The 20,387-nt window shown below is 71.0% G+C and carries 16 protein-coding genes; 5 read left to right on the forward strand and 11 right to left on the reverse strand.

Annotation, left to right across the window (positions count from 1 at the left end):
* Positions 1–4 precede the first annotated feature (4 nt).
* Positions 5–5,281 carry an alpha-2-macroglobulin gene (locus tag MNOD_RS08360; protein WP_015928419.1) on the reverse strand — a complete coding sequence of 1,759 codons (5,277 nt, stop codon included), beginning with the start codon at positions 5,279–5,281 and terminating at the stop codon, positions 5–7.
* Between the two features lie 264 nt (positions 5,282–5,545).
* Between MNOD_RS08360 and MNOD_RS08365 the strand changes: the two genes are divergently transcribed.
* Positions 5,546–6,946 (forward strand): serine protease, encoded by a 1,401-nt coding sequence (locus tag MNOD_RS08365; protein ID WP_015928420.1) that lies wholly within the window; start codon positions 5,546–5,548, stop codon positions 6,944–6,946.
* A gap of 62 nt (positions 6,947–7,008) precedes the next feature.
* Here the strand turns inward: MNOD_RS08365 and MNOD_RS08370 are convergent, their stop codons facing one another.
* The 10 genes from MNOD_RS08370 to MNOD_RS08415 all read right to left on the reverse strand — a co-directional run bounded on the left by MNOD_RS08370 (position 7,009) and on the right by MNOD_RS08415 (position 15,463).
* On the reverse strand, positions 7,009–7,836 hold the full coding sequence (locus MNOD_RS08370) for an alpha/beta hydrolase (RefSeq protein ID WP_015928421.1): 828 nt from the start codon (positions 7,834–7,836) through the stop codon (positions 7,009–7,011).
* Positions 7,837–7,950: 114 nt separating this feature from the next.
* Positions 7,951–8,634: a ribulose-phosphate 3-epimerase gene (rpe, locus tag MNOD_RS08375; protein WP_015928422.1), complete on the reverse strand. Its 684-nt coding sequence runs from the start codon at positions 8,632–8,634 to the stop codon at positions 7,951–7,953.
* A 79-nt stretch (positions 8,635–8,713) separates the two neighbouring features.
* A complete protein-coding gene (infA, locus tag MNOD_RS08380) occupies positions 8,714–8,992 on the reverse strand; it encodes a translation initiation factor IF-1 (RefSeq protein WP_012335131.1) in 279 nt (92 codons plus the stop codon).
* A 255-nt stretch (positions 8,993–9,247) separates the two neighbouring features.
* Complete coding sequence (locus MNOD_RS08385) at positions 9,248–10,375, reverse strand: branched-chain amino acid ABC transporter substrate-binding protein (protein ID WP_015928423.1); 1,128 nt, start codon at positions 10,373–10,375, stop codon at positions 9,248–9,250.
* A gap of 128 nt (positions 10,376–10,503) precedes the next feature.
* The gene (locus MNOD_RS08390; RefSeq protein WP_015928424.1) at positions 10,504–10,878 is read right to left on the reverse strand and encodes a DUF6867 family protein; all 375 of its coding nucleotides are present in this window, start codon (positions 10,876–10,878) and stop codon (positions 10,504–10,506) included.
* Positions 10,878–11,654: an ABC transporter ATP-binding protein gene (locus MNOD_RS08395; RefSeq protein WP_015928425.1), complete on the reverse strand. Its 777-nt coding sequence runs from the start codon at positions 11,652–11,654 to the stop codon at positions 10,878–10,880. The genes MNOD_RS08390 and MNOD_RS08395 overlap by 1 nt, the downstream gene beginning before the upstream one ends.
* Positions 11,651–12,265 (reverse strand): LysE family translocator, encoded by a 615-nt coding sequence (locus MNOD_RS08400; protein ID WP_015928426.1) that lies wholly within the window; start codon positions 12,263–12,265, stop codon positions 11,651–11,653. Before MNOD_RS08400 ends, MNOD_RS08395 begins: the two co-directional genes overlap by 4 nt.
* Positions 12,262–13,119: an ABC transporter ATP-binding protein gene (locus MNOD_RS08405; protein ID WP_015928427.1), complete on the reverse strand. Its 858-nt coding sequence runs from the start codon at positions 13,117–13,119 to the stop codon at positions 12,262–12,264. Before MNOD_RS08405 ends, MNOD_RS08400 begins: the two co-directional genes overlap by 4 nt.
* Positions 13,119–14,543: a high-affinity branched-chain amino acid ABC transporter permease LivM gene (gene livM / locus MNOD_RS08410; RefSeq protein ID WP_015928428.1), complete on the reverse strand. Its 1,425-nt coding sequence runs from the start codon at positions 14,541–14,543 to the stop codon at positions 13,119–13,121. Before livM ends, MNOD_RS08405 begins: the two co-directional genes overlap by 1 nt.
* Positions 14,543–15,463, reverse strand: a complete 921-nt coding sequence (locus MNOD_RS08415) for a branched-chain amino acid ABC transporter permease (protein WP_015928429.1) — start codon at positions 15,461–15,463, stop codon at positions 14,543–14,545. Before MNOD_RS08415 ends, livM begins: the two co-directional genes overlap by 1 nt.
* Positions 15,464–15,692: 229 nt before the next feature.
* Here MNOD_RS08415 and MNOD_RS08420 point away from each other — a divergent pair, with 229 nt between their 5' ends.
* The 4 genes from MNOD_RS08420 (at position 15,693) to MNOD_RS08435 (ending at position 20,273) form a co-directional block, all read left to right on the forward strand.
* Positions 15,693–16,157 (forward strand): SRPBCC family protein, encoded by a 465-nt coding sequence (locus tag MNOD_RS08420; protein WP_015928430.1) that lies wholly within the window; start codon positions 15,693–15,695, stop codon positions 16,155–16,157.
* Positions 16,158–16,505: 348 nt separating this feature from the next.
* The gene (locus MNOD_RS08425) at positions 16,506–17,006 is read left to right on the forward strand and encodes a (2Fe-2S)-binding protein (protein WP_015928431.1); all 501 of its coding nucleotides are present in this window, start codon (positions 16,506–16,508) and stop codon (positions 17,004–17,006) included.
* A gap of 77 nt (positions 17,007–17,083) precedes the next feature.
* Entirely contained in the window at positions 17,084–19,453 is a 2,370-nt protein-coding gene (locus MNOD_RS08430) for a xanthine dehydrogenase family protein molybdopterin-binding subunit (protein ID WP_015928432.1), read from the forward strand.
* Between the two features lie 16 nt (positions 19,454–19,469).
* Complete coding sequence (locus MNOD_RS08435) at positions 19,470–20,273, forward strand: FAD binding domain-containing protein (RefSeq protein ID WP_015928433.1); 804 nt, start codon at positions 19,470–19,472, stop codon at positions 20,271–20,273.
* Positions 20,274–20,387 lie beyond the last annotated feature (114 nt).

Below are 20,387 nucleotides of genomic sequence, written 5' to 3' on the forward strand. Positions count from 1 at the left end.
CCGCTCACCGCACCCCCACCTCCATCGATCCGAAGACAGTGCGCCCGTAGCGCTCCGGCCGGTACATGTCCTCGATGGTCGCGGCCGGATGGACGTAGCGGCCCGGCGTCACCGCCCGCACCGTATAGGCGACGGTGAAGAAGGCCGATTGCGAGGGGTCGCGCTCGTAGGCCGCGACGAAGCGGTCGTCGCGGAACTCGGTATGGGTCGGCTGCACGTCGGACTTCACCCAGGACAGGCCCGAGACCGTGTCCGCGTCGAGGAGCTTCGGGTTGTCGATCTCCAGCCCGGCGGGCAGGCGGTCGACGAGGAGGAGGCGGGCGGCGCGCGCCTTGTCCTCCGTGACCTTCAGCACGACGACGAGCCGGTCGTTCTGGCGCAGCGGCTGCGCAAGATCGACGGCCGATCCGTCGAGCCGGTGGTAGCTGCGCTCCACCGTGTAGCCCTTGGCCTCGGCGGGCTCGGGCGCGATCGGGCTGCCGGAGACGCCGAGCACGAGCTGCGCCGTCGTGGTGCCGCGATTCGTCACCGTAACCGGTTTGGCGTCGAGCTGCGCCGGCTTGAGCGTGCGGTAGAGCGGACCCGTCTTCGTCTCGCCGTCGACCGCGAAGGCCATGGTCTCTGCCTCCTTGCTCAGCCCCGCCGCCGCGAGCACCATCCAGGCATTCTCCTGCGTGCTGGTGATGCGGTTCGCGCCCCGCTCCTCGCCGATGATGGCACCGAGCGGCGCGAGACTGTCGCGGGCGATGCCGGTCTCGGCCGCGAGCGCGATCAGCCCGGCCCCGTCGCGCAGGCGCGAGCCGTAATCGGCCCGGTACTCCGCCTTGTCCTTCTCAGCCCCCAGGGCCGCGACCGCGGAGGCGAAGGCCCTCTGCGCCCGGCCGCGATCGCCGAGCAGCGAGAGCGCCGCCGCGATCTGGCCGCGCGCCAGCGGGGTCGCGAAGTCCGAGAGCTTGGTGTCGGCGAGGTAGCGCAGGTCGCCCATCACCGGGCGGCCGTTGCGGGCGAGCACATAGGCCGCATAGGCGAGGTCCATGCCCCCGCCGCTCACCTCGTTGGTGTTGGCGACCGCGTTGCGCAAGCGGTCGAGGGCGAGGCCGAAGGCGGTCTGGGGGACGGAGAAGCCCCGCTCGCGGGCGCGGGTCAGGAAGTCCGTCACATAGGCGTTGAGCCAGATGTCCTCCGCGCCATTCGCCGACCACAGGCCGAAATTGCCGCTCGAATCCTGGCGCGCCAGCACCCGCTCGATGGCGCCCCGTATCCGCTCGTCGAGCTTGTCGTCGAGGGCGAGCCGGTCGAGGGAGGCGAGCCGGTTCACGTAGAGGAGCGGCATCGCCCGGCTCACCGTCTGCTCGGTGCAGCCGTAGGGGAAGCGGTCCAAAGCCTGGAGCAGGGCCGGCACGTCGAGGCCGGAGAGCGGCGAGGCCGAGAGCGAGAGCGTCCCCGTGCCCGGCAGCATCTCGGCGAAGAGGTCGCTCGACAGGGTCACGCTGGCCCCCGGATCGAGGCTCCGCACGGTGCGGCGCAACAGCGCCCCGGTGCCGGGCTGGACCGCGAGCGAGAAGCTCTGGCCCGCCGGACCGTCGAGGCCCGGGCCGGTGAGCCGCAGGTCGAGCCGCGCGAGGCCGGGGCCGGCCGCCGTCACGGGGATCTCCAGGGCGCCCTTCTGGCCGGGCTCCAGGCGGATGGTGCGGCTCAGCGCCTCGGCCGGCACCACCACCGCGCCGGAGAGGTCGAGGTCCACCGCATAATCGCCCGCCGGCCCCTCCACGTTGTCGAGGGCGACGTGCAGGCGCGAGCGGTCGCCGACATTGAGGAAGCGCGGCAGGGTGCCGGTGAGCACCACCGCGTCGCGGATCAGCACGTCGGCGGAGGCCGAGCCCACGCGCCCGGCGGTCCAGGCCGTCACCATCACCCGGGCCGTGCCGTTGAAGGCCGGGAGCGGGAAGCTGACCTCGGCCCGCCCGTCCGGGCCGACCGTGACGACCCCCGAGTAGCGCACCAGCGGCTCCTGGGTCGGGGGCGCGTCGGCCAGTTCCGGCGCGCCGCCATCGCCGCCCGAGCGGATGGCGCCGAGCGTGCCCTGCATGCCGTCGATCAGGTAGCCGTAGAGGTCGCGGATCTCCGTCGAGAGCGCCTTCTGGCCGAAGAAGAAGCCGAACGGGTCGGGCGCGGCGTAGCGGGTGAGGTTGAGGATGCCGACATCGACCGCCGCCACCGTGACCCGCGCCTCCTCGCCGGGTTTCAGGCCGGCGAGCCGGATCGGCAGGCGCAGGTCGCCGCGCGGGCGCACCTTGGCGGGCGCTTCGACGGCGACGTCGAGGCCGCGCGCCGCGCGGTCGACCGAGAACCACGACAGGCCGAGCGCCCGGCCGGGCAGGCGCTTGGCCGCCTGATCGAGGGGCCGGTACGCGGTGGCGACCAGATAGGCGCCCGCGCCCCATTCCGGCTTCACCGGGATCTCCACCGAGGCGCCGCCCGCCGGCAGGTCGAGGGTGCGGATCTCGTGCACCCTGTCGCTCACCACCGCGACCGTGGCGGTGCCGGCAAAGCGCGGCGCGAGGCGCGCCTTCAGGGACTCGCCGGAGGCGTAAGCCCCCTTGTCGAGGGTGAGGTCGAGAAGGTCGGGCGCGTCGGCGCTCTCGGTGCCGCCCCAGCCGACGCTGAAGCTCACGCTGGCCCCCTGCGCATTCGGGGCCTGCACCTCCAGGCGGTAGCTGCCGAGATCGACGGGCGTGGCGATGTGGGACGGGGCGCCGGGGGTCAGGTCGAGCGTGCCGTTCGCGATCTTGCGGGTGGTCTTCACCGCCTCGTAGGACCAGCGGCCGTCGGCCCGATACCATTGGTAGTTCCGCTCGACCTTCTTGAGGGTCCAGGTGGCGCCGCTGCGCGCAACGCGGGTGCCGTCGGGCTCCGCGGCCACGACCTCGAAGGTGGCGGTTGCGCCCTCGCGCAGCTCGCCGAAGGTCTTGCGGATCGCGACGACCGGGCCGGCGGGCAGGATCGGCAGCGTCACGCTGCGCTGCACGGTCCGTCCGCCGGGCTCGCCGACATGGAGCGAGATGCGCGCCTCGAGGGGGCGCGGCGCGCTGAGCGCAGGGATCGTGGCGCGCATGCTCGCCTTTCCTTGCGCGTCGGTGGTCGCGCGCTCGTCGATCTCCGCACTGGTGGGCACCACGCTCTCGTCGTCGAGGCCGACCGAGAATCCGTCGAGGCCCTTGATGCCGCTGCCGGCGGCGGCCTGCACGGCGACGCTGCCGCCGACCTGGAGATTGGCGCCGGGCGCCCCGTAGAGGTAGCGGGCCGTAACGTCGATCACCGCGGGCTCACCCGGCGCGAGGGACAGGGCCTTCGGGGCCAGCGTCACCTCCAGGCGCTCGGGGACGTAATCCTCCAGCAGGAAGCTCGTCTCGCCGACCGGCGTCGCCTTCGGGTCGGTATAGGCAGTCACCCGCCAGGTGCCGGCCTGCGCGCCCGGGAGGAGCGGCAGTGAGAAGGCGCGCCCGCCCAGGCCCCCGTCCGGCACGGCGGCCCGGCGGTACTCGACCCCGTCCGGGCGCTTGGCGACCAGGGTGAGCGGCAGGCCGGTGATCGCCGCGCCCTTGGCGTCGCGCAGGAGCGCCGTGATCTGAACCGTCTCGCCCGAGCGGTAGACGCCGCGCTCCGGGAAAAGATACGCCTCCGCGGCACCCGGCGCCGGCCTGCCCTTCACGCCGCGGTCGGCGAGGTCGAAGGCGCTGAGCGAGAGGTCGAGGAAGCCGTAATCCTCCCCGAGCCGGGCCACGACGAGGCTCGGCGCGATGCCGCCCTCGCCGCGCGACAGGCCCGGATCGAAGGCGACGTGCCCCTGCGCGTCGGTGGTCCTGGTGCCCAGCACCTCGTTGTTGCGGGCGACGAGGCGGATCTCCGCCCCCGGCACGGTTGCCGCGGAGGCGAGCGAGCGCGCGAAGACATGGATGCCGTCGCGCCCCTTGAAGGCGGTGAGGCCAAGATCCGAGACCACGAACCACTGCGTCGCCTGCGCGTCGTAGCCGCCGGATTCCGCGTCGGCGGCCGACGCGGTGCCGCTCGGCTGGGCCAGCATCACGTAGAGGCCGGGCTCGATCCGGCCGACCGCCTGGAGGACCGGGAAGGCCGTGACGGCCTCCTGGTTCGGCTCGGCCCCGGCGGTGTCGAGAGTGCCCTTCCAGACCTGCACGCCCTTCTCGCGGGCGATGGTGCGGGCGGTCGCGCCGGAGAGCTGCGACAGGAATTCCTCCGAGCGCAGGGCCGGCAGCAGGCCCCGGTCCCCGATGCGCAGCACCTCGACATCGAGCTTGGGCGCATTGACCGAGACGAGGGGCACGCCGGCCTGGCCCGTGCGGGGCAGCACGTAGTTGCGGCCGGTGAAGCGCACCTGGGGGGACCGGTCGCGGACGTAGATCTCGTAATCGGCCGATTTCAGCAGGCTCTCGCCGGGGATCGCGGAGGGCAGGCCCTGGCGCAGCACCATGGCGTAGCGCTCGCCGTGCCTGAGGCCGTCGACGCAGACCTGCTGACCTTCCGCCGTCACGGCGGCGTTCGCGGCGCCCGAGACCGCGACGAAGGGCGAGAGATCGGTCTTGGTCGAGAGCTCCTCCGAGAAGGTGAAGCAGGCGCGCGGCGCGGCGGCGTCCGAATCGACCTTGTAATCGGTGATGCGGAAGCCGTGCTTCTCGCGCAGGTCCTCGTAGGTGCTGCGGGTCTGCGCGTCGTCGGCGAGCGCGAGGCTCGCCTTGTAGGCGTCGAGCGCCGTGCGCCAGTTCTCCTGCTCGGCCATGATCTGGCCGAGGAGCGCCAGGGCCTTGGCCTCGTCTGGCTTGGCGAGGGCGCGCTGGTAGGCCATGTAGGCGGCTGCGCGGGCGCGGCGGCGCAGCTTCTGGTTCTCGTCGTAATCGTCGTTCTCGACGCCGTTCGCCGTCTCGGCGAGGGCGTACCAGTTCCTCCAGTCGTTCGGCTCGGCCGCGGCGGCACCCGCATAGGCCGCGAGCGCCCCGTCGTTGTCGTCGTCCTTGAACAGCTTCTCCGCCTCGCGCCGCCATTGGGCGGCGGGCTTCTGGGCGTTGGGCGCCGACTCGCTCCTGATCTCGGCCTCCAGCCGCACGGCCTCGCTCGCGAGGCTCGGCCGCACGAAGCTCTTCTGCGCCGGAACCAGGGCGGCGGGGCGGGGCGACTGGGGCGCCTGCGCGGCAGCCGGGACGATCAGGGTCAGCGCCAAAGCGAGGGCGCCCGCGAGTCGCCCCGTCCGGATTGCTGTCGACATGTCGGCCTCGCGCGGCGGTCCTTCCCGACGACGGAGCCTATCATTTGGGCGGCCGGCCGCAACGCTCGGCAGCCCGCGCCGTGGGGCCGCGTGCCGCTTCGCCGGATGCCTCGTCCCAAGCAGGTTTTGGAAAAGTGCCCTGCGGTTTTCCGGCAGAAACCTGCGACAGACCAAAAGCCTGCTTAGGCCCTCACTGGATGGCAGGGCTCGGTTCTGCCAAGGTTGCGACGCCCTTCGGAGGTTCTCGCCCAGAGGTTCTCGCCCATGCCGCGCTGCGTCTCCCTGCTCCTCGCCGCGGGCCTGATTCTCACGGTCTCTCCCGGTTCCGCCCAAGCGCCGCCTCCGCGCCCGGCCCCGCCCGTCGCCAAGCCCGCCGACCCGGCCTTCGAGGCGGCGCGCGCCGCCTTCGAGGCGCGGCCCGAGGACGAGCGCAAGGCGGTGCAGGACGCCCTCGTCTGGGTGAGCGACTACAACAGCGTGACGAGCGGCACCTTCGGTCGGCGCACCTTCGAGGCGCTGAGCGCCTGGCAGGCGCAGAGCGGGATCGACCCGACCGGCATCCTCGACGACCGCGCCCGCGCCCGGCTCCTGGCAGCCGGGCAGGCGGCGCGGCAGGCGGCCCGGTTCACCCTCCAGACCGACGCAGCGACGGGAATCACGCTCGGCGTGCCGGAGCGGCTCCTGGCGAAGCGCGCGCGCATCCCGAACGGCAGCCGCTGGCAGAGCGCCGACGGGCGCGTGACCCTCGACACCAAGGGATTCGCGCCCGGCGAGACCGATCTCGATGCCCTGTTCGAGAAGAGCACGGCGGCGACGCCGGAGCGGAAGGTCACCTACAAGCTCAAGAAGCCCGACTTCGTGGTCGTCACGGGCGAGACTGCGACGGGGAAGTTCTACATCCGCTACGCGGCAGCGCCGGCCGGCATCCGCGGCTTCACGCTCGCCTACGACAAGGCTATCGCGCGCGAGGTCGACCGCCTCGTCATCGCGGTGGCGAACAGCTTCTCCCCGTTCCCGGCCGAGGCCGCGGTGGCGGCCGCGCCCCGGCTCCCCGCGGCCGCACCCCGGCCGCCCGCGCCCGAACCTGCGGCCGCTTCACCGGCCGCGCCCGTCGGGACGGGACTCGCGGTGGGGCCGCAGCGCCTCGTCACGGCCGCCTCCATCGTCGCCCGGTGTCCGACGCCGCTCATCGGCGGGGCTCCGGCCCGCGTGGTGCGCCAGGAGGCGGGCCTCGCGCTCGTCGAGGTGGATCGGCCGCTGCGGGGCGGGGCCCTCCCGCCGGCCGCGCCCGCCGCGCCCGCGCCCGGAGACGATCTCGTGGTGCTGGGGGCGAGCCGCGAGGGTGGCCCGAGCGTGGCGCCGGGAGCCATGGGCCCGTCCGGCGGCGTGATCGCCCCGCTCCAGCCCGGCGCGGCGGGCGGGCCGGCGCTCGACCGGGCCGGGCGCCTCGTCGGCCTCGTGGCGATGCTGCCGGCGCAGCCCCGCCTGATCGCGGGCGTGATGCCCCCGATGATGCATCCGCTGATCGGGATCGCGGCCTTGCGCGGGTTTCTGAATGCGGAGGGCGTCACGCTCGAAGCGTCGTCGGAGGCGGGGGTCAAGAGCACCGGGGCCATCGCGGCGCCGCTCGCGGGGGCGATCGTTCCCGTGCAGTGCCGCTCGTGACGCGGGCGGATCCTCAGCGGAACCCCGCTCCCGTTCCGGGGGAGGGGATTCCGCGCCCGCTTTCAGCCTCGCGCGAGCGCCACCGTCGCCTCGGTGAGCGCTCCGTCCGGCCGCATGAGTTCCCCCAGCACCGAGAAATGGTCATGGCTGGCGAGCCGCAGGAGCGAACCCCTGAGGCCCGCCGCGCTCCAGGCCGCGTGGTACTCCGCCGATTGGCGGCGAAGCTCCGGCAACTCCTCCGCCCCGTAGGCGACCACGAGCGGGCCGGATGCGGCGGGGAGGTGGCGGATCGGCGAGAGCGCGTCGATCTCCTCCGCCGTGAGGCTCAGGGCGTCGTTGAGAATCGTGCCGCGGATCGGCGCGAGGTCGAAGATGCCGCTGATGGCGAGGCCCGCATCGGCCTGCCCGCGCGACAGGGCGAGCGCCGCAAGATGGCCTCCCGCCGACCAGCCCGAGACCACGAGGCGCCGCGCCGTCCCGCGCGTCCCATCATGGCGGCGCAGGAAGGCAAGGGCCGCGCCGACCTCGTCGGCGATGCGCGTCATCGTCGCCTGGGGTGCGAGCGTGTAGCCGATCAGTGCCACGTCGAGCCCGCGGGCGAGCGGGCCCTCGGCCATGCAGGCAAACCCCTCCTTGGCATTCCTCTGCCAATAGCCCCCGTGCAGGAAGGCCAGCAGCGGCGCATCGGCGCCACCGCAACGGAAGAGGTCGAGCGTCTGGCGCTCCTGCGTCCCGTAGGCGAGGTCGAGCTCGTCCGGATGCGCCTGCCGGAAGGCGGCGCTGCGCTCTCGCCAGCCGGCCACTTTCTGCGCGCTCCCCGCCACCGCTCCCGCATTGTCGTAAGCCGCGCTCAAGGTGGCGCGGTCCATCTGCCGCCAGTCGTCAGGCATCGTCATCCGTCCCGAGATCCCGGCCGAGGATATCCCGGCCCTGCCGGAACAGCACGTCGGAGCGGGACTGAAGCGCGTCGAGCAGCTGCTCGCCGGCCGAAGGGAGACCGGCCCTCAGACCCAGGCGCCGCGCGCGTCCTCCGCCGCCTGACGGATCGCCGCGATGTTGGGCGCATAGGCGTCGCGCCCGCCCCGGAAGGTGGCGGAGCCCGCAACCAGAGCGTTGGCGCCGGCCCGGACCACGGCCGGCGCCGTCTCGGCGGTGATGCCGCCATCGACCTCGATGTCGATGTCGCGTCCGCCCACCATCGCGCGCACGCGGGAGACCGTCTCGCAGACCGACGGAATGAAGCTCTGGCCGCCGAAGCCGGGATTCACCGTCATGCAGAGCACGAGATCGGCCAGATCGAGCACGGGCTCGACCGAAGCGGCCGGCGTGCCGGGATTGATCGCCACGCCCGCGCGCTTGCCGAGCGCCCGGATGGTCTGGAGCGTGCGGTGGAGGTGGGGACCGGCCTCGGCATGGACCGTGATGGTGTCGGCGCCCGCCTTGGCGAAGGCCTCCAGGTACGGGTCGGCCGGCGCGATCATCAGGTGGACGTCGAAATGCGCGTCCGTGTGCGGGCGCAGGGCCTTCACGACGTCCGGCCCGATGGTGATGTTGGGCACGAAATGCCCGTCCATCACGTCGACATGGATCCAGTCCGCGCCGGCCGCGACGACGGCGCGGACCTCCTCGCCGAGCCGCGCGAAATCGGCCGAGAGGATCGACGGAGCGATGACGATGGGACGGGTCATGGCAGGGCCTCACCAACGCCGAAAGGCCAGGGTCGGACAACCCCGGCTCGGCCGGACGCGATGCAAGAGGGGAAGCGCGTCAGCGCCGGCGGAACTGGCTGCCGCCGCGGAACGGAGGGCGCGGACCGGACGAACGCTCGTCCTTGTGCCGGAACACCAGACGCCCCTTCTCCAGGTCGTAGGGCGACATCTCGACGGTGACGCGGTCGCCGGCCAGAGTCTTGATGCGGTTCTTCTTCATCTTGCCGGCCGTGTAGGCCACGATCTCGTGACCCTGGTCGAGCTGCACGCGGTAGCGCGCGTCCGGCAGGATCTCCAGCACGAGACCCTCGAACTGCATCAACTCTTCCTTCGCCATCCACACTCTCCGCCCGAGTGCCGTCGCGGGCGGCATCCCGGGAGCTTGGTCAATCGAATCCAGCGCGAGCGGTCGAGGCGAGGAGCACGGCGGGAGGGCCCGGGGGCTGGAGGCCGTCGAACGCAACCGTGCATGTAAGGTCGCCCGGCAAGGCGCGCAAGCCGTGCCGGTGACGAAGTTCGTGGATCGTCAACACCCAATGCCCGGCGCTGCTGCGGCGCCGGGCGCTGATGTGCCAGGACTGCTCCCGTGGCCTTACTGGGTGAGCTCGTTGCCCGTGTAGTCGATACGGCCGTCAGGGCCCTTCTTCCACATGTACATCACGTAGTCGGGCCGGGTGATGTCGCCCTTCTTGTCGTAGGAGATGTCGCCGATCACAGTCTTGAAGGTCTTGCCCGAGCGCATCACCTCGGCGACCTTCTTGCCGTCGGTCGACTTCGCGTCCTCCATGGCGGTCTTCAGAATCTGAACGGCGGCATAGGAGTAGAGGGTGTAGGCCTCCGGATCGATGTTCTTGGCCTTGAAGGCCGCCACCACGTCCTTGGCGTTCGGGTTCTTGCGGGCGTCGGGCGAGAAGGTCATCAGGGTGCCGTCGGCGCCGGGGCCGGCGATCTGGGCGAATTCCTTGTCGGTGATGCCGTCGCCGCTCATCAGGGGCGCGTTGAGGCCCTGGTCGTGCATCTGGCGCACGATCAGGCCGGCCTCGGTGTGCAGGCCGCCGTAATAGACGACGTCCGCCTTGGCCTGCTTGAGCTTGGAGACGAGGGCCGAATAGTCCTTCTCGCCCGGGTTGATGCCCTCGAACAGCACCTCCTTGCCGCCCTTGGCCTTGAGGGCCTTGAGCGTCTCGTCCGCGAGGCCGCGGCCGTAGGGGGTCTTGTCATGCACGATGGCGATGTTCTTGCCCTTGAAATGCTGGGCGAGATAGGCGCCCGCCACCGCGCCCTGCTGGTCGTCGCGGCCGCAGGTGCGGAACGTGTTCCAGAGCTTGCGGTCGGTGAATTTCGGGTTGGTCGAGGCGGGCGTGATCTCGACGATGCCGGATTCCGCGTAGACCTCCGAGGCCGGGATCGACACGCCCGAGTTGAAGTGGCCGACCACGGCGACGACCTTCTCGCTGCCGGCCTTGCTGGCGACCGAGACGCCCTGCTTCGGGTCGGAGGCGTCGTCGTAGATGACGATCTCGATCTTCTTGCCCAGGATGCCGCCTGCCTTGTTGATGTCCTCCACGGCCTGGGTGGCGCCGTTCTTGAGCTGGGCGCCGAAGGCGGCGTTGGGGCCGGTGATCGGGCCCGCGACCGCGAGCTTGATCTGCGCCTGAGCCGAACCCGCCCAGGCAAGCCCGGCCGCCAGGACGAGGCCGGGCAACAGCATGCGTTTCATCGTGGACTCCTCTGGATCAGACGTGACCGCTTGTTGGGCCCTTTCGGCCGGTGAACCGGAGGGGATCCCCCCGGAACTCGACGAGTGTGGCGCGCGCCCGCAGGCATGTCACGGCGTGGATCGACGATTCACGCGCCCGCGGACGGTTTCTCGCGCCAGGGTTTCTCGCGCCAAGTCAGCGGGCCGGTGCGCTCGTAGAGCCAGCGATACTGCGTGGTCATCTGGCGGGCGCGGGTGGCGCGGTACCCGACCGAGCCGATGAGGAGCAGCACCAGCGTGTCGACCAGGTAGTAGTGCGGCGACAGCATCGTGCCCTCGAACAGGGCGAAGTGGATGAAGCGCACCGCCAGCCCGAGCAAGCCCAAGGCCAGCACCACCTGCCAGTAGGGGCGCCAGCCGAGCGCGATGCCGCGCGCCGTCATCCAGGCGGCCCAGCCACCCATCACCACCGTGACGAGGAGGAAGAGCCACACCGTGCTCTCCTCGTAGAGGATGCCCTGCATCAGTGCCGGCCCCCTTCGAGATAGGCCGCCTTCACGGACGGGTCGTCGAGGAGTTCCTGGCCGCTGCCGCTCATGGTTATGGTCCCGGTCACCATGACGTAGCCGCGATGGGCGAGCTTGAGCGCGTGGTAGGCGTTCTGCTCCACCAGGAAGACCGTCATCCCGTCGCGCTCGTTGAGGTCCTTGATGACGGAGAAGATCTGCTTGACGATGAGCGGCGCGAGGCCGAGCGAGGGCTCGTCGAGCAGGAGGAGCCGCGGCCGGCTCATCAGCGCGCGGGCGATGGCGAGCATCTGCTGCTCGCCCCCCGACATGGTGCCGCCGCGCTGGTGCAGGCGCTCCTTGAGGCGCGGGAACAGGGTGCAGACCCGCTCCAGATCCTGCGCGAAATGCGCGCCGCCATTGACCGCCGCGCCCATCTGCAGGTTCTCGTAGACGGTCATGCGCGGGAAGATGCGCCGCCCCTCCGGCGACTGGGCGAGGTTGAGGCGGGCGATCTCGTGGGTGGGCATCCGGGTGATGTCCTGGCCCGCATAGGTGATGCTGCCCTCCCGCGCCCGCGGGTTGCCGAAGATCGTCATCATCAGGGTGGACTTGCCCGCCCCGTTCGCGCCGATCAGGGTGACGATCTCGCCCTCGTTCACGTCGAGGTCGACGCCTTTGAGCGCGATGATGTTGCCGTAATAGGTCTTCACCCCGCGCACGCTGAGGAGCGGCGCGCGGGCGCCGGCGGTCCGGGCGCGCGGGGTGTCGGTCCGAAGGGCCTCCGCGCTCATGGGGCGCTCCTCGCGGTCGCGAGGCTGGCCCCGACGAGCAGGCTGCCGCCGATCCGGTTGAACAGGCGCAGGCTTTCCGCCCGGGCGAACAGGCCCCGCGCCCGCGCGGCGAGGAGCGCGTAGCCGAGCGCATTGAGGAAGGCGAGGGTGACGAAGGTCGCCTCGAAGATCGCCATCTGAATCAGGAGGTCCCCTTGCGGATCGAGAAACTGGGGCAGGAAGGCGATGAAGAAGGTCAGGCTCTTGGGGTTGAGCGCCGTAACGAGCCAGGCATGGGCCGCCATCCGCAGCGCCGGGGCGCCGGAGCGGGGCGGGGCTTCGAGCCGCCCGCCGGCCCGCCACAGCTTCACGCCGAGCCAGACCAGGTAGGCGGCGCCGAGCCATTTGAGCGCCGTGAACAGCGTGGCGGAGGCGGCGAGCAGCGCGCCGAGCCCCAGCATCGACAGGGTCATGGCCGTGAGGTCGCCGAGCGCGACCCCGGTCGCCGCGGGCAGGGCGGCGCGCAGGCCGCCGCCGAGGGCATAGGACACGACGAGCAGGATCGTCGGGCCCGGGATCACCAGCAGGATCGCGGAGGCGCCCGCGAAGGCGGCCCAGATCGCGAATGTCATACCCCTACCTCCGCCTCGACCGCCTCGACCTCCTCGTCCTCGACGCCCAGATAGGCAGCGATGACGCTCTGGTCGGTCTGCACCTCGGCGGGCGTGCCGTCCGCGATCTTGGTGCCGTAATCGAGCACCACGACGTGGTCGGAGATCTCCATCACCACCGACATGTCGTGCTCGATGAGCAGCACCGAGGTGTCGAAATCGTCCCGGATCGCCCGCAGCAGGGCGTTGAGCTCGCGGGATTCGCGCGGGTTGAGGCCCGCCGCCGGCTCGTCGAGGCAGAGCAGCACCGGATCGGTGCACATGGCCCGGGCGATCTCCAGCCGGCGCTGGTCGCCATAGGGCAGGTCGCCCGCCGGATCGTCGGCCCGGTGCAGGAGATTGATGCGGGAGAGCCACCCCACCGCCTTCTCGACCGCCGCCCCTTGCGCCTTGCGGTAGCCCGGCAGCCCGAGCAGGCCCGCGAGCGTGAACCCGGAGGCGTGCATCAGCGGGTTGTGCTGAGCGACGAGCAGGTTCTCCAGCACCGTCATGCCGGTGAACAGGCGGATGTTCTGGAAGGTGCGGGCGACGTGGGCGCGCCGGTTCACCGCGTAGCCGGGCAGGCGCTCCAGCAGATACTGCGGCCCGTCCCGGTGGCGCAGCGTCATCATGCCTTCGGTCGGCTTGTAGAAGCCGGTGATGCAGTTGAAGACCGTGGTCTTGCCGGCGCCGTTGGGGCCGATCAGCCCGGTGATGTCGCCGCGCCCGACCAGGAAAGAGAGGTCGTTCACGGCGACGAGGCCGCCGAAGCGCATGGTCAGGTGCTCGACCCTCAGCACCGGGTCGGCGAGGCGGGGGGAGGCGAGGGCGCCCATCAGCCGTGCCCCTCCTTCACGAGGGAGCCCGCGATGGCCTTGCGCTCCTTGAGCACCACGGAGGGCGCGCGCTCGGAGATCAGGCCGCGGGGACGCCAGATCATCATCAGCACCATGGCGAGGCCGAAGAGCAGCAGGCGGTACTCGCTCGGGTCGAAGCCCTCGCCGAACACGGCCCTGAGGAAGCCGAGGTTGCGCAGCAGTTCCGGCCCGCCGACCATCGCGACGGCGGCGATGGCCACGCCGATCTGCGAGCCCATGCCGCCGAGCACCACGATGGCGAGAATGATCGCGCTCTCCAGGAAGTTGAAGCTCTCGGGGCTCACGAAGCCCTGCCGGACCGCGAAGAAGGAGCCCGCGATGCCGCCGAACATCGCGCCGAGCGCGAAGGCCGTGAGCTTGGTGTTGGTGGTGTTGATGCCGAGCGAGCGGCAGGCGATCTCGTCCTCGCGCAGGGCCTCCCAGGCCCGTCCGAGGGGCAGGCGCCGCAGGCGCAGGGTCACGAGGTTGGTGACGAGCGCGAGCGTGAGGATCAGGTAGTAGAGGAACACCACCCGGTGCATCGGGTCGAACGTGATCCCGAACCGCGCCGCGAAGCCGTCCTCGTCCGCGGTGAAGGGCACGCCGAAGAAGGTCACCCGCGGGATCGACGAGACGCCGGCGGCGCCGCCCGACAGATCCGACCAGTTGATGAGGACGAGGCGGATGATCTCCCCGAAGGCCAGCGTCACGATGGCGAGGTAGTCGCCGCGAAGCCGCAGGACCGGGAAGCCCAGGATCATGCCCCAGCAGGCGGCGAACAGGCCGGCCAGCGGCAGGCAGATCCAGAAGGAGAGGTCGAAGGTGGTCGAGAGCAGGGCGTAGGTATAGGCGCCGACCGCATAGAAGGCGACGTAGCCGAGATCGAGGAGGCCCGCGAGGCCCACCACGATGTTGAGCCCCCAGCCCAGCATCACGTAGGTCAGGATCAGGATGCCGAGGTCGACCCAGTAGCGCGACTCCGACAGGCCGCCGGTGCCGAGCACGACGAGAAGCGGGAAGGCCAGCGCCACGCCCAGGAAGACCGGAAGCGCGAGGCCGGAGATCTTCTGGGCCGCATTCGGCGTCGCATCGACGGCCTCGGTGGCCTGCCGGGGCGAGGGGGTGAGCGCGCGGCGGACGTCGCGGTTCGCCAGCACGATGCGCTGCGCGAGGCGGGCCGCGAAGACGAGGCCGCACAGGATCGCCACCAGGCCCCAGCGGGGCGTGAGGCTGAGCGCGCCGCCTTCCCCGCCGAGATCGGTGCGGTAGCTGACGATCGGCACGCAGAGGCCGAAGGTCACGAGCGCGAAGAGCGCCGCATCCTTGACGATGGCCGGAAGGTCGAGGGCGGGGCGGGCGGCGGGAGCCGCTGTGAGGGCGGGGGCGGGGGCGGGGACGCTCATCAGACCTTCTCGACCTCGGGCCGGCCGAGGATGCCGGAGGGCATGAAGATGAGCACGATGGCGAGGATCGAGAAAGCCGCCACGTCCTTGTATTCGATGGAGAAGTAGGCCGACCAGAAGGTCTCGATCAGGCCGATGATGAGCCCGCCGAGCACCGCCCCCGGCAGGCTGCCGATGCCCCCGAGCACCGCGGCCGTGAAGGCCTTCACGCCGGGCACGAAGCCGTCCGAGAAGGACACGACCCCGTAGTAGAGCAGGTACATGGTGCCGGCGACCGCCGCGAGAGCGGCCCCGAGCACGAAGGTGAGCGAGATGGTGCGGTCGACGTCGATGCCGAGCAGCGCCGCCATCTTGCGGTCCTGCTCGCAGGCGCGCTGCGCGCGGCCGAGGGAGGTGTGCTGCACGAGGTACCAGAAGCCCAAGAGCATCACGCCCGTGACCAGCATGATGATGATCTGCTTGTAGGAGAGGGCGACCGCGTAGCCGTTCTCGCCCGTCCAGAGCACGATGACGTCGCGCATCATCGGCGGGGTGGGCTTGTTGCGCGCGCCCTGCACCACCTGCACGAAGTTCGACAGGAAGATCGAGACCCCGATGGCCGAGATCAGCGGCGCGAGGCGGAAGGAGCCGCGCAGGGGGCGGTAGGCGATCCGCTCGATCGACCAGCCCCACAGGGCGGTGAGCGCCATGGCGACGATCATCACCAGGATCAGCGCCAGCACCACCGAGCCGATGCCGAGCACCGTGGTCAGGATCAGGAAGACGATCAGCGCGATGAAGGCCGAGAGCATGAACACGTCGCCATGCGCGAAGTTGATCATGCCGATGATGCCGAAGACCATCGTATAGCCGATGGCGATGAGGCCGTAGATCGACCCGAGCGTCAGCCCGTTGATGAGCTGCTGCGCGAACACCTCCATGCGGACACGTTCTCCCAACCCGGATCGCGGCTGCTCTCGCAAGCGCGATCCTGCCTCCCGCGAGCCCGATCCCCGTATTCGGGTGGCGGACTGTGCCTGTGAAAATCCTTAGCAAGGGCCGCACCACTCGACAATCGGGCGGGTTGTGGCCCGGTGGGGTTGTGGCGGCTGGCTTGGCCGTCGCGGCTTCGCTATCGTTCCGCAAACCGGGAGGTCGGGGGAACGCGCGATGGCGATGACGATGAGCGGCGAGGTGGTGCTGCCCGCCGATCAGCAGACGGTGTGGGAGAAGCTGAACGATCCGGAGGTGCTCAAGCGCTGCATCCCGGGCTGCGAGAGCCTCGAGAAGGTCGGCGAGAACGAGCTGCAGGCCTCCGCCAAGGTCGCGGTCGGTCCCGTGAAGGCGACCTTCAAGGGCAAGGTCATGCTCTCCGACATCGATCCGCCGAACGGCTACCGCATCTCGGGCGAGGGGCAGGGCGGCGTCGCAGGCTTCGCCAAGGGCGGCGCGGCGGTGAGGCTCGAGCCGGTCGAGGGCGGCCAGACCAAGATGACCTATGACGTGGATGCGAGCGTCGGCGGCAAGCTGGCCCAGCTCGGCGGCCGCCTGATCAACGGCGTGGCCAAGAAATACGCGGACGGGTTCTTCGACACCTTCGCCAAGGAGGTCCAGGGCGGGCAGCCTTCCGCGTAAACGCTTCGCGGAACGCCCGCCCCTCGGCACGAGCGGCGGGGCGGCTGCCGCGCGCGTCGGGCGGCCCGGCCCTGGCACCGCCCACCTCGCGGCGAGAGTTTGCGACCGGGGGCCGTATGAAGCCTCTCCAGGCTGGCCAACCCAGGCGGGCCATCGGCCGCGGAGGGCGCGCGGAACACCGGTTTTTGACCGCCGAAAGTCCGCCACGACCCTTCTTGACCGCCCGACGCGGCCGGTTGACACTCGTTTTCGAGCGATTCTCAACGGGCGGGTGGCCGGCCCGGGCACCTTCGCGAAGGACCCGAGACAAGGGTCCGGCGGGCATCGGCCGATGAGGAGGAAAACACCATGAGCTCCGTCAGCCTGACGGTGAACGGCAGGGCCGTGACCGCCGACATCGAGCCGCGCACGCTTCTCGTCCAGCTCCTGCGGGACGGCTTACGCCTCACCGGCACCCATGTCGGCTGCGACACTAGCCAGTGCGGCGCCTGCGTGGTGCATCTGGACGGACAGGCGGTGAAATCGTGCACGGTGCTCGCCGTCCAGGCGGACGGCCGGGAGGTGACGACGATCGAGGGGCTGGCGGGGCCCGGCGGGGCGCTCCATCCGATGCAGGCGGCCTTCCGCGAGCATCACGGCCTGCAATGCGGCTATTGCACGCCCGGCATGATCATGACCGCCGTCGATCTCGTGCGCCGCAAGGGCCATGCCCTCGACGAGGCCACCATCCGGCACGAGCTCGAGGGCAATCTCTGCCGCTGCACGGGCTATCACAATATCGTCAAGGCGATCGCCGCCGGCGCCGCCGCCATGGGAGGGGAACCGCCCCTGCGCCAGGCTGCGCAGTAGCTCCTTGCGAATCCACCGGCCCGCCAGAGGCCGGAGAGCAACGCCAACAGCTCGGGCGAGGGAGACGGGAGAGGGACATGACCGCAAGCGGCATCGGCGCCCCCGTGCGCCGCAAGGAGGATCAGCGCTTCATCACCGGCAAGGGCCGCTACGTCGATGACTTCAACCGGCCGGGGCAGGCCTACGCCTATTTCCTGCGCTCGCCGCACGCCCACGCGGCGATCCGCGGCATCGACGCCGCGGCCGCCAGGGCGATGCCGGGCGTGATCGGGGTGTTCACGGGCGAGGATCTCGCGGCCGACAAGGTGGGTGGCCTCATCTGCGGCTGGATGATCCACTCCAAGGACGGCAGCCCCATGAAGACGGGGCCGCACCCGGCCCTGGCCCAGGGCAAGGTGCGCTATGTCGGCGACCATGTCGCCGTGGTGGTGGCCGAGACCCTGGCCCAGGCCCGGGACGCCGCCGAGGCGATCGAGGTCGATTACGACCTGTTGCCGGCGGTGGTGGAGACCGCCAGGGCGCAGGGCGCGGCGGTCGTCGTCCACGACGTTGCGCCCGACAATGTCGTGTTCAACTGGCACCTCGGCAACAAGGCCGATGTGGAGGCCGCCTTCGCGCGGGCCAGGCACGTGACGAAGCTCGACCTCGTCAACAACCGCCTGGTGCCGAACCCGATCGAGCCGCGCGCGGCGATCGGCGAGTACGACGAGGCCGAGGAGCAGTTCACCCTCTACACCACGAGCCAGAACCCGCACGTCGCCCGCCTCGTGCTCTCGGCCTTCATCGGCATCGCGCCCGAGAACAAGCTGCGCGTGGTGGCGCCCGATGTCGGCGGCGGCTTCGGCTCGAAGATCTTCATCTACGCCGAGGAGACGGTCTGCGTCTGGGCGGCCAGGAAGGTCGGGCGCCCGGTGAAGTGGACGAGCGACCGCACCGAGGCCTTCCTGTGCGACGCGCATGGGCGCGACCACGTCACCCACGCCGAGATGGCGCTCGACGACAACGGCCGCATCCTGGGCCTGCGGGTCCACACGATCGCGAATCTCGGCGCCTACCTGTCGACCTTCGCGTCGTCGGTGCCGACCTACCTCTACGCGCCGCTCCTGTCGGGCCAGTACAACATCCCGGCCATCTACTGCGAGGTGGACGGCGTCTACACCAACACCGCGCCGGTCGACGCCTACCGGGGCGCCGGGCGGCCCGAGGCGACCTTCGTCATCGAGCGCCTCGTCGAGGTGGCGGCCCGCCAGATCGGGCAGGATCCCGCCCGCTTCCGGCGCCGCAACTACATCAGGAACTTCCCCCACCAGACGCCGGTCATCATGACCTACGACGTGGGGGATTACGTCGCCTCCCTGGACAAGGCGCTGGAGGCCGCCGACTACAAGCACTTCCCCCGGCGCCGCCGCGAGAGCGCGCGCCGCGGCAAGCTGCGCGGCATCGGCTTCTCCTCCTACATCGAGGCCTGCGGCATCGCCCCCTCGCAGGCGGTCGGCGCCCTCGGCGCGGGCGTGGGCCTGTGGGAATCCGCCGAGGTGCGGGTGAACCCGACCGGCTCGATCGAGGTGCTGACCGGCTCGCACAGCCATGGCCAGGGCCACGAGACCACCTTCGCGCAGCTCGTCTCCGACCGGCTCGGCGTGCCGATCGAGAGCGTGACCATCGTGCACGGCGACACCGATAAGGTGCAGTTCGGCATGGGCACCTACGGCTCGCGCTCCGGTGCGGTCGGCATGTCGGCCATCGCCAAGGCCCTCGACAAGGTCGTCGCCAAGGGCCGCAAGGTGGCGGCCTTCGCGCTGGAGGCCGGCGAGGACGACATCGAGTTCAGGGACGGCCGCTTCACGGTCGCCGGCACCGACCGCTCCTTGAGCTTCGGCGAGGTGGCGCTGCAGGCCTACATCGCCCACAAGTTCACCGGCGCCGACCTGGAGCCGGGGCTGAAGGAGGGGGCGTTCTACGATCCCACCAACTTCACCTTCCCGGCGGGCGTGCATGTCTGCGAGCTCGAGGTCGATCCCGAGACCGGCCATGTCACCATCGAGCGCTTCACGGCGGTCGACGATTTCGGCAACGTCATCAATCCGATGATCGTCGAGGGGCAGGTCCATGGCGGCATCGCGCAGGGCGTGGGCCAAGCCCTGTTCGAGGGCGCGGTCTACGACGAGGACGGCCAGCTCGTCACCGCGAGCTTCATGGATTACCGCATGCCCCGCGCCGCCGACCTGCCCTCCTTCGCGGTCGGCATGACGGTGACGCCCTGCCCGTCGAACCCGCTCGGGATCAAGGGCTGCGGCGAGGCGGGCGCCATCGCGGCGCCGGCCGCCGTGATGAACGCCCTGACCGACGCCCTCGGGCACGAGAACATCGCCATGCCGGCAACCCCGCTCGCGGTCTGGCGGGCCGCTCAAGGAGCCCGCCAGCCCCAGCCCCTCGCCGCCGAGTGAACCGGGAGCCCGTTCGATGTACGCCTTCGAGTATCACCGTCCCGCGACGCTCAAGGAGGCGGTCGGCCTCCTCGCCCGCCAGGAGGACGCCAAGATCGTGGCCGGGGGCCACACCCTGATCCCGACCATGAAGCAGCGCCTCGCTTCGCCCGGCCACCTCGTCGATCTCGGCCGCATTCCCGACCTTGTCGGAATCGAGCGCACGCCCCGCGCGGTCACGATCGGCGCCATGACCACCCACAGCGCCGTGGCCGAAGCCGCCGCGGTCACGGAGGCGATCCCCGCCTTGTCGGAACTCGCCGGCCTCATCGGCGACCCGGCGGTGCGCCACCGCGGCACGATCGGCGGCTCGGTCGCCAACAACGACCCCTCGGCCGATTATCCGGCCGCCTGCCTCGCGCTCGGCGCCACCATCATCACCAATAAGCGGCGCATCGCTGCGGAGGAGTATTTCCTCGGCCTGTTCGAGACCGCGCTGGAGGAGGGGGAGATCGTGACCGCGGTCTCCTTCCCGATCCCGCACAAGGCGGCCTACGAGAAGTTCCGCAACCCGGCCTCCCGTTACGCCCTCGTCGGCGTGTTCGTGGCCAAGCGCCCGAGCGACATCCGGGTCGCCGTGACCGGGGCGGGCTCGAACGGCGTCTTCCGCTGGCCGGAGGCCGAGGCGGCGCTCGCCAAGCGCTTCTCCGCCAAGTCCCTGGATGGGCTGAAGGCGTCGCCCGACGACCTGATCAGCGACCTCCACGCCGATGCCGAGTACCGCGCGCACCTGATCGGCGTCATGGCGCGGCGGGCCGTGCAGGCGGCGACGGAAAGGTAGGCGCTGAGCTCCCGGGGGCGCCGCCCCCGGGACCCCCGCCGAAGGACTTCCCGTCCTTCGGGATCCTGGTATGTCGCAGGGAACCGCTGTCCCTGAGCGCGAGGAACCGGGATC

The organism is Methylobacterium nodulans ORS 2060, assembly GCF_000022085.1.
Taxonomy (GTDB): Bacteria; Pseudomonadota; Alphaproteobacteria; order Rhizobiales; family Beijerinckiaceae; genus Methylobacterium; species Methylobacterium nodulans.

What these genes read in the sequence shown, in the direction of transcription:
- MNOD_RS08360 (WP_015928419.1), bottom strand. Translation starts at nt 5,281, where the DNA reads ATGTCGACAGCAATCCGGACGGGGCGACTCGCGGGCGCCCTCGCTTTG.
- MNOD_RS08365 (WP_015928420.1), top strand. Translation starts at nt 5,546, where the DNA reads ATGCCGCGCTGCGTCTCCCTGCTCCTCGCCGCGGGCCTGATTCTCACG.
- MNOD_RS08370 (WP_015928421.1), bottom strand. Translation starts at nt 7,836, where the DNA reads ATGCCTGACGACTGGCGGCAGATGGACCGCGCCACCTTGAGCGCGGCT.
- rpe (WP_015928422.1), bottom strand. Translation starts at nt 8,634, where the DNA reads ATGACCCGTCCCATCGTCATCGCTCCGTCGATCCTCTCGGCCGATTTC.
- infA (WP_012335131.1), bottom strand. Translation starts at nt 8,992, where the DNA reads ATGGCGAAGGAAGAGTTGATGCAGTTCGAGGGTCTCGTGCTGGAGATC.
- MNOD_RS08385 (WP_015928423.1), bottom strand. Translation starts at nt 10,375, where the DNA reads ATGAAACGCATGCTGTTGCCCGGCCTCGTCCTGGCGGCCGGGCTTGCC.
- MNOD_RS08390 (WP_015928424.1), bottom strand. Translation starts at nt 10,878, where the DNA reads ATGCAGGGCATCCTCTACGAGGAGAGCACGGTGTGGCTCTTCCTCCTC.
- MNOD_RS08395 (WP_015928425.1), bottom strand. Translation starts at nt 11,654, where the DNA reads ATGAGCGCGGAGGCCCTTCGGACCGACACCCCGCGCGCCCGGACCGCC.
- MNOD_RS08400 (WP_015928426.1), bottom strand. Translation starts at nt 12,265, where the DNA reads ATGACATTCGCGATCTGGGCCGCCTTCGCGGGCGCCTCCGCGATCCTG.
- MNOD_RS08405 (WP_015928427.1), bottom strand. Translation starts at nt 13,119, where the DNA reads ATGGGCGCCCTCGCCTCCCCCCGCCTCGCCGACCCGGTGCTGAGGGTC.
- livM (WP_015928428.1), bottom strand. Translation starts at nt 14,543, where the DNA reads ATGAGCGTCCCCGCCCCCGCCCCCGCCCTCACAGCGGCTCCCGCCGCC.
- MNOD_RS08415 (WP_015928429.1), bottom strand. Translation starts at nt 15,463, where the DNA reads ATGGAGGTGTTCGCGCAGCAGCTCATCAACGGGCTGACGCTCGGGTCG.
- MNOD_RS08420 (WP_015928430.1), top strand. Translation starts at nt 15,693, where the DNA reads ATGGCGATGACGATGAGCGGCGAGGTGGTGCTGCCCGCCGATCAGCAG.
- MNOD_RS08425 (WP_015928431.1), top strand. Translation starts at nt 16,506, where the DNA reads ATGAGCTCCGTCAGCCTGACGGTGAACGGCAGGGCCGTGACCGCCGAC.
- MNOD_RS08430 (WP_015928432.1), top strand. Translation starts at nt 17,084, where the DNA reads ATGACCGCAAGCGGCATCGGCGCCCCCGTGCGCCGCAAGGAGGATCAG.
- MNOD_RS08435 (WP_015928433.1), top strand. Translation starts at nt 19,470, where the DNA reads ATGTACGCCTTCGAGTATCACCGTCCCGCGACGCTCAAGGAGGCGGTC.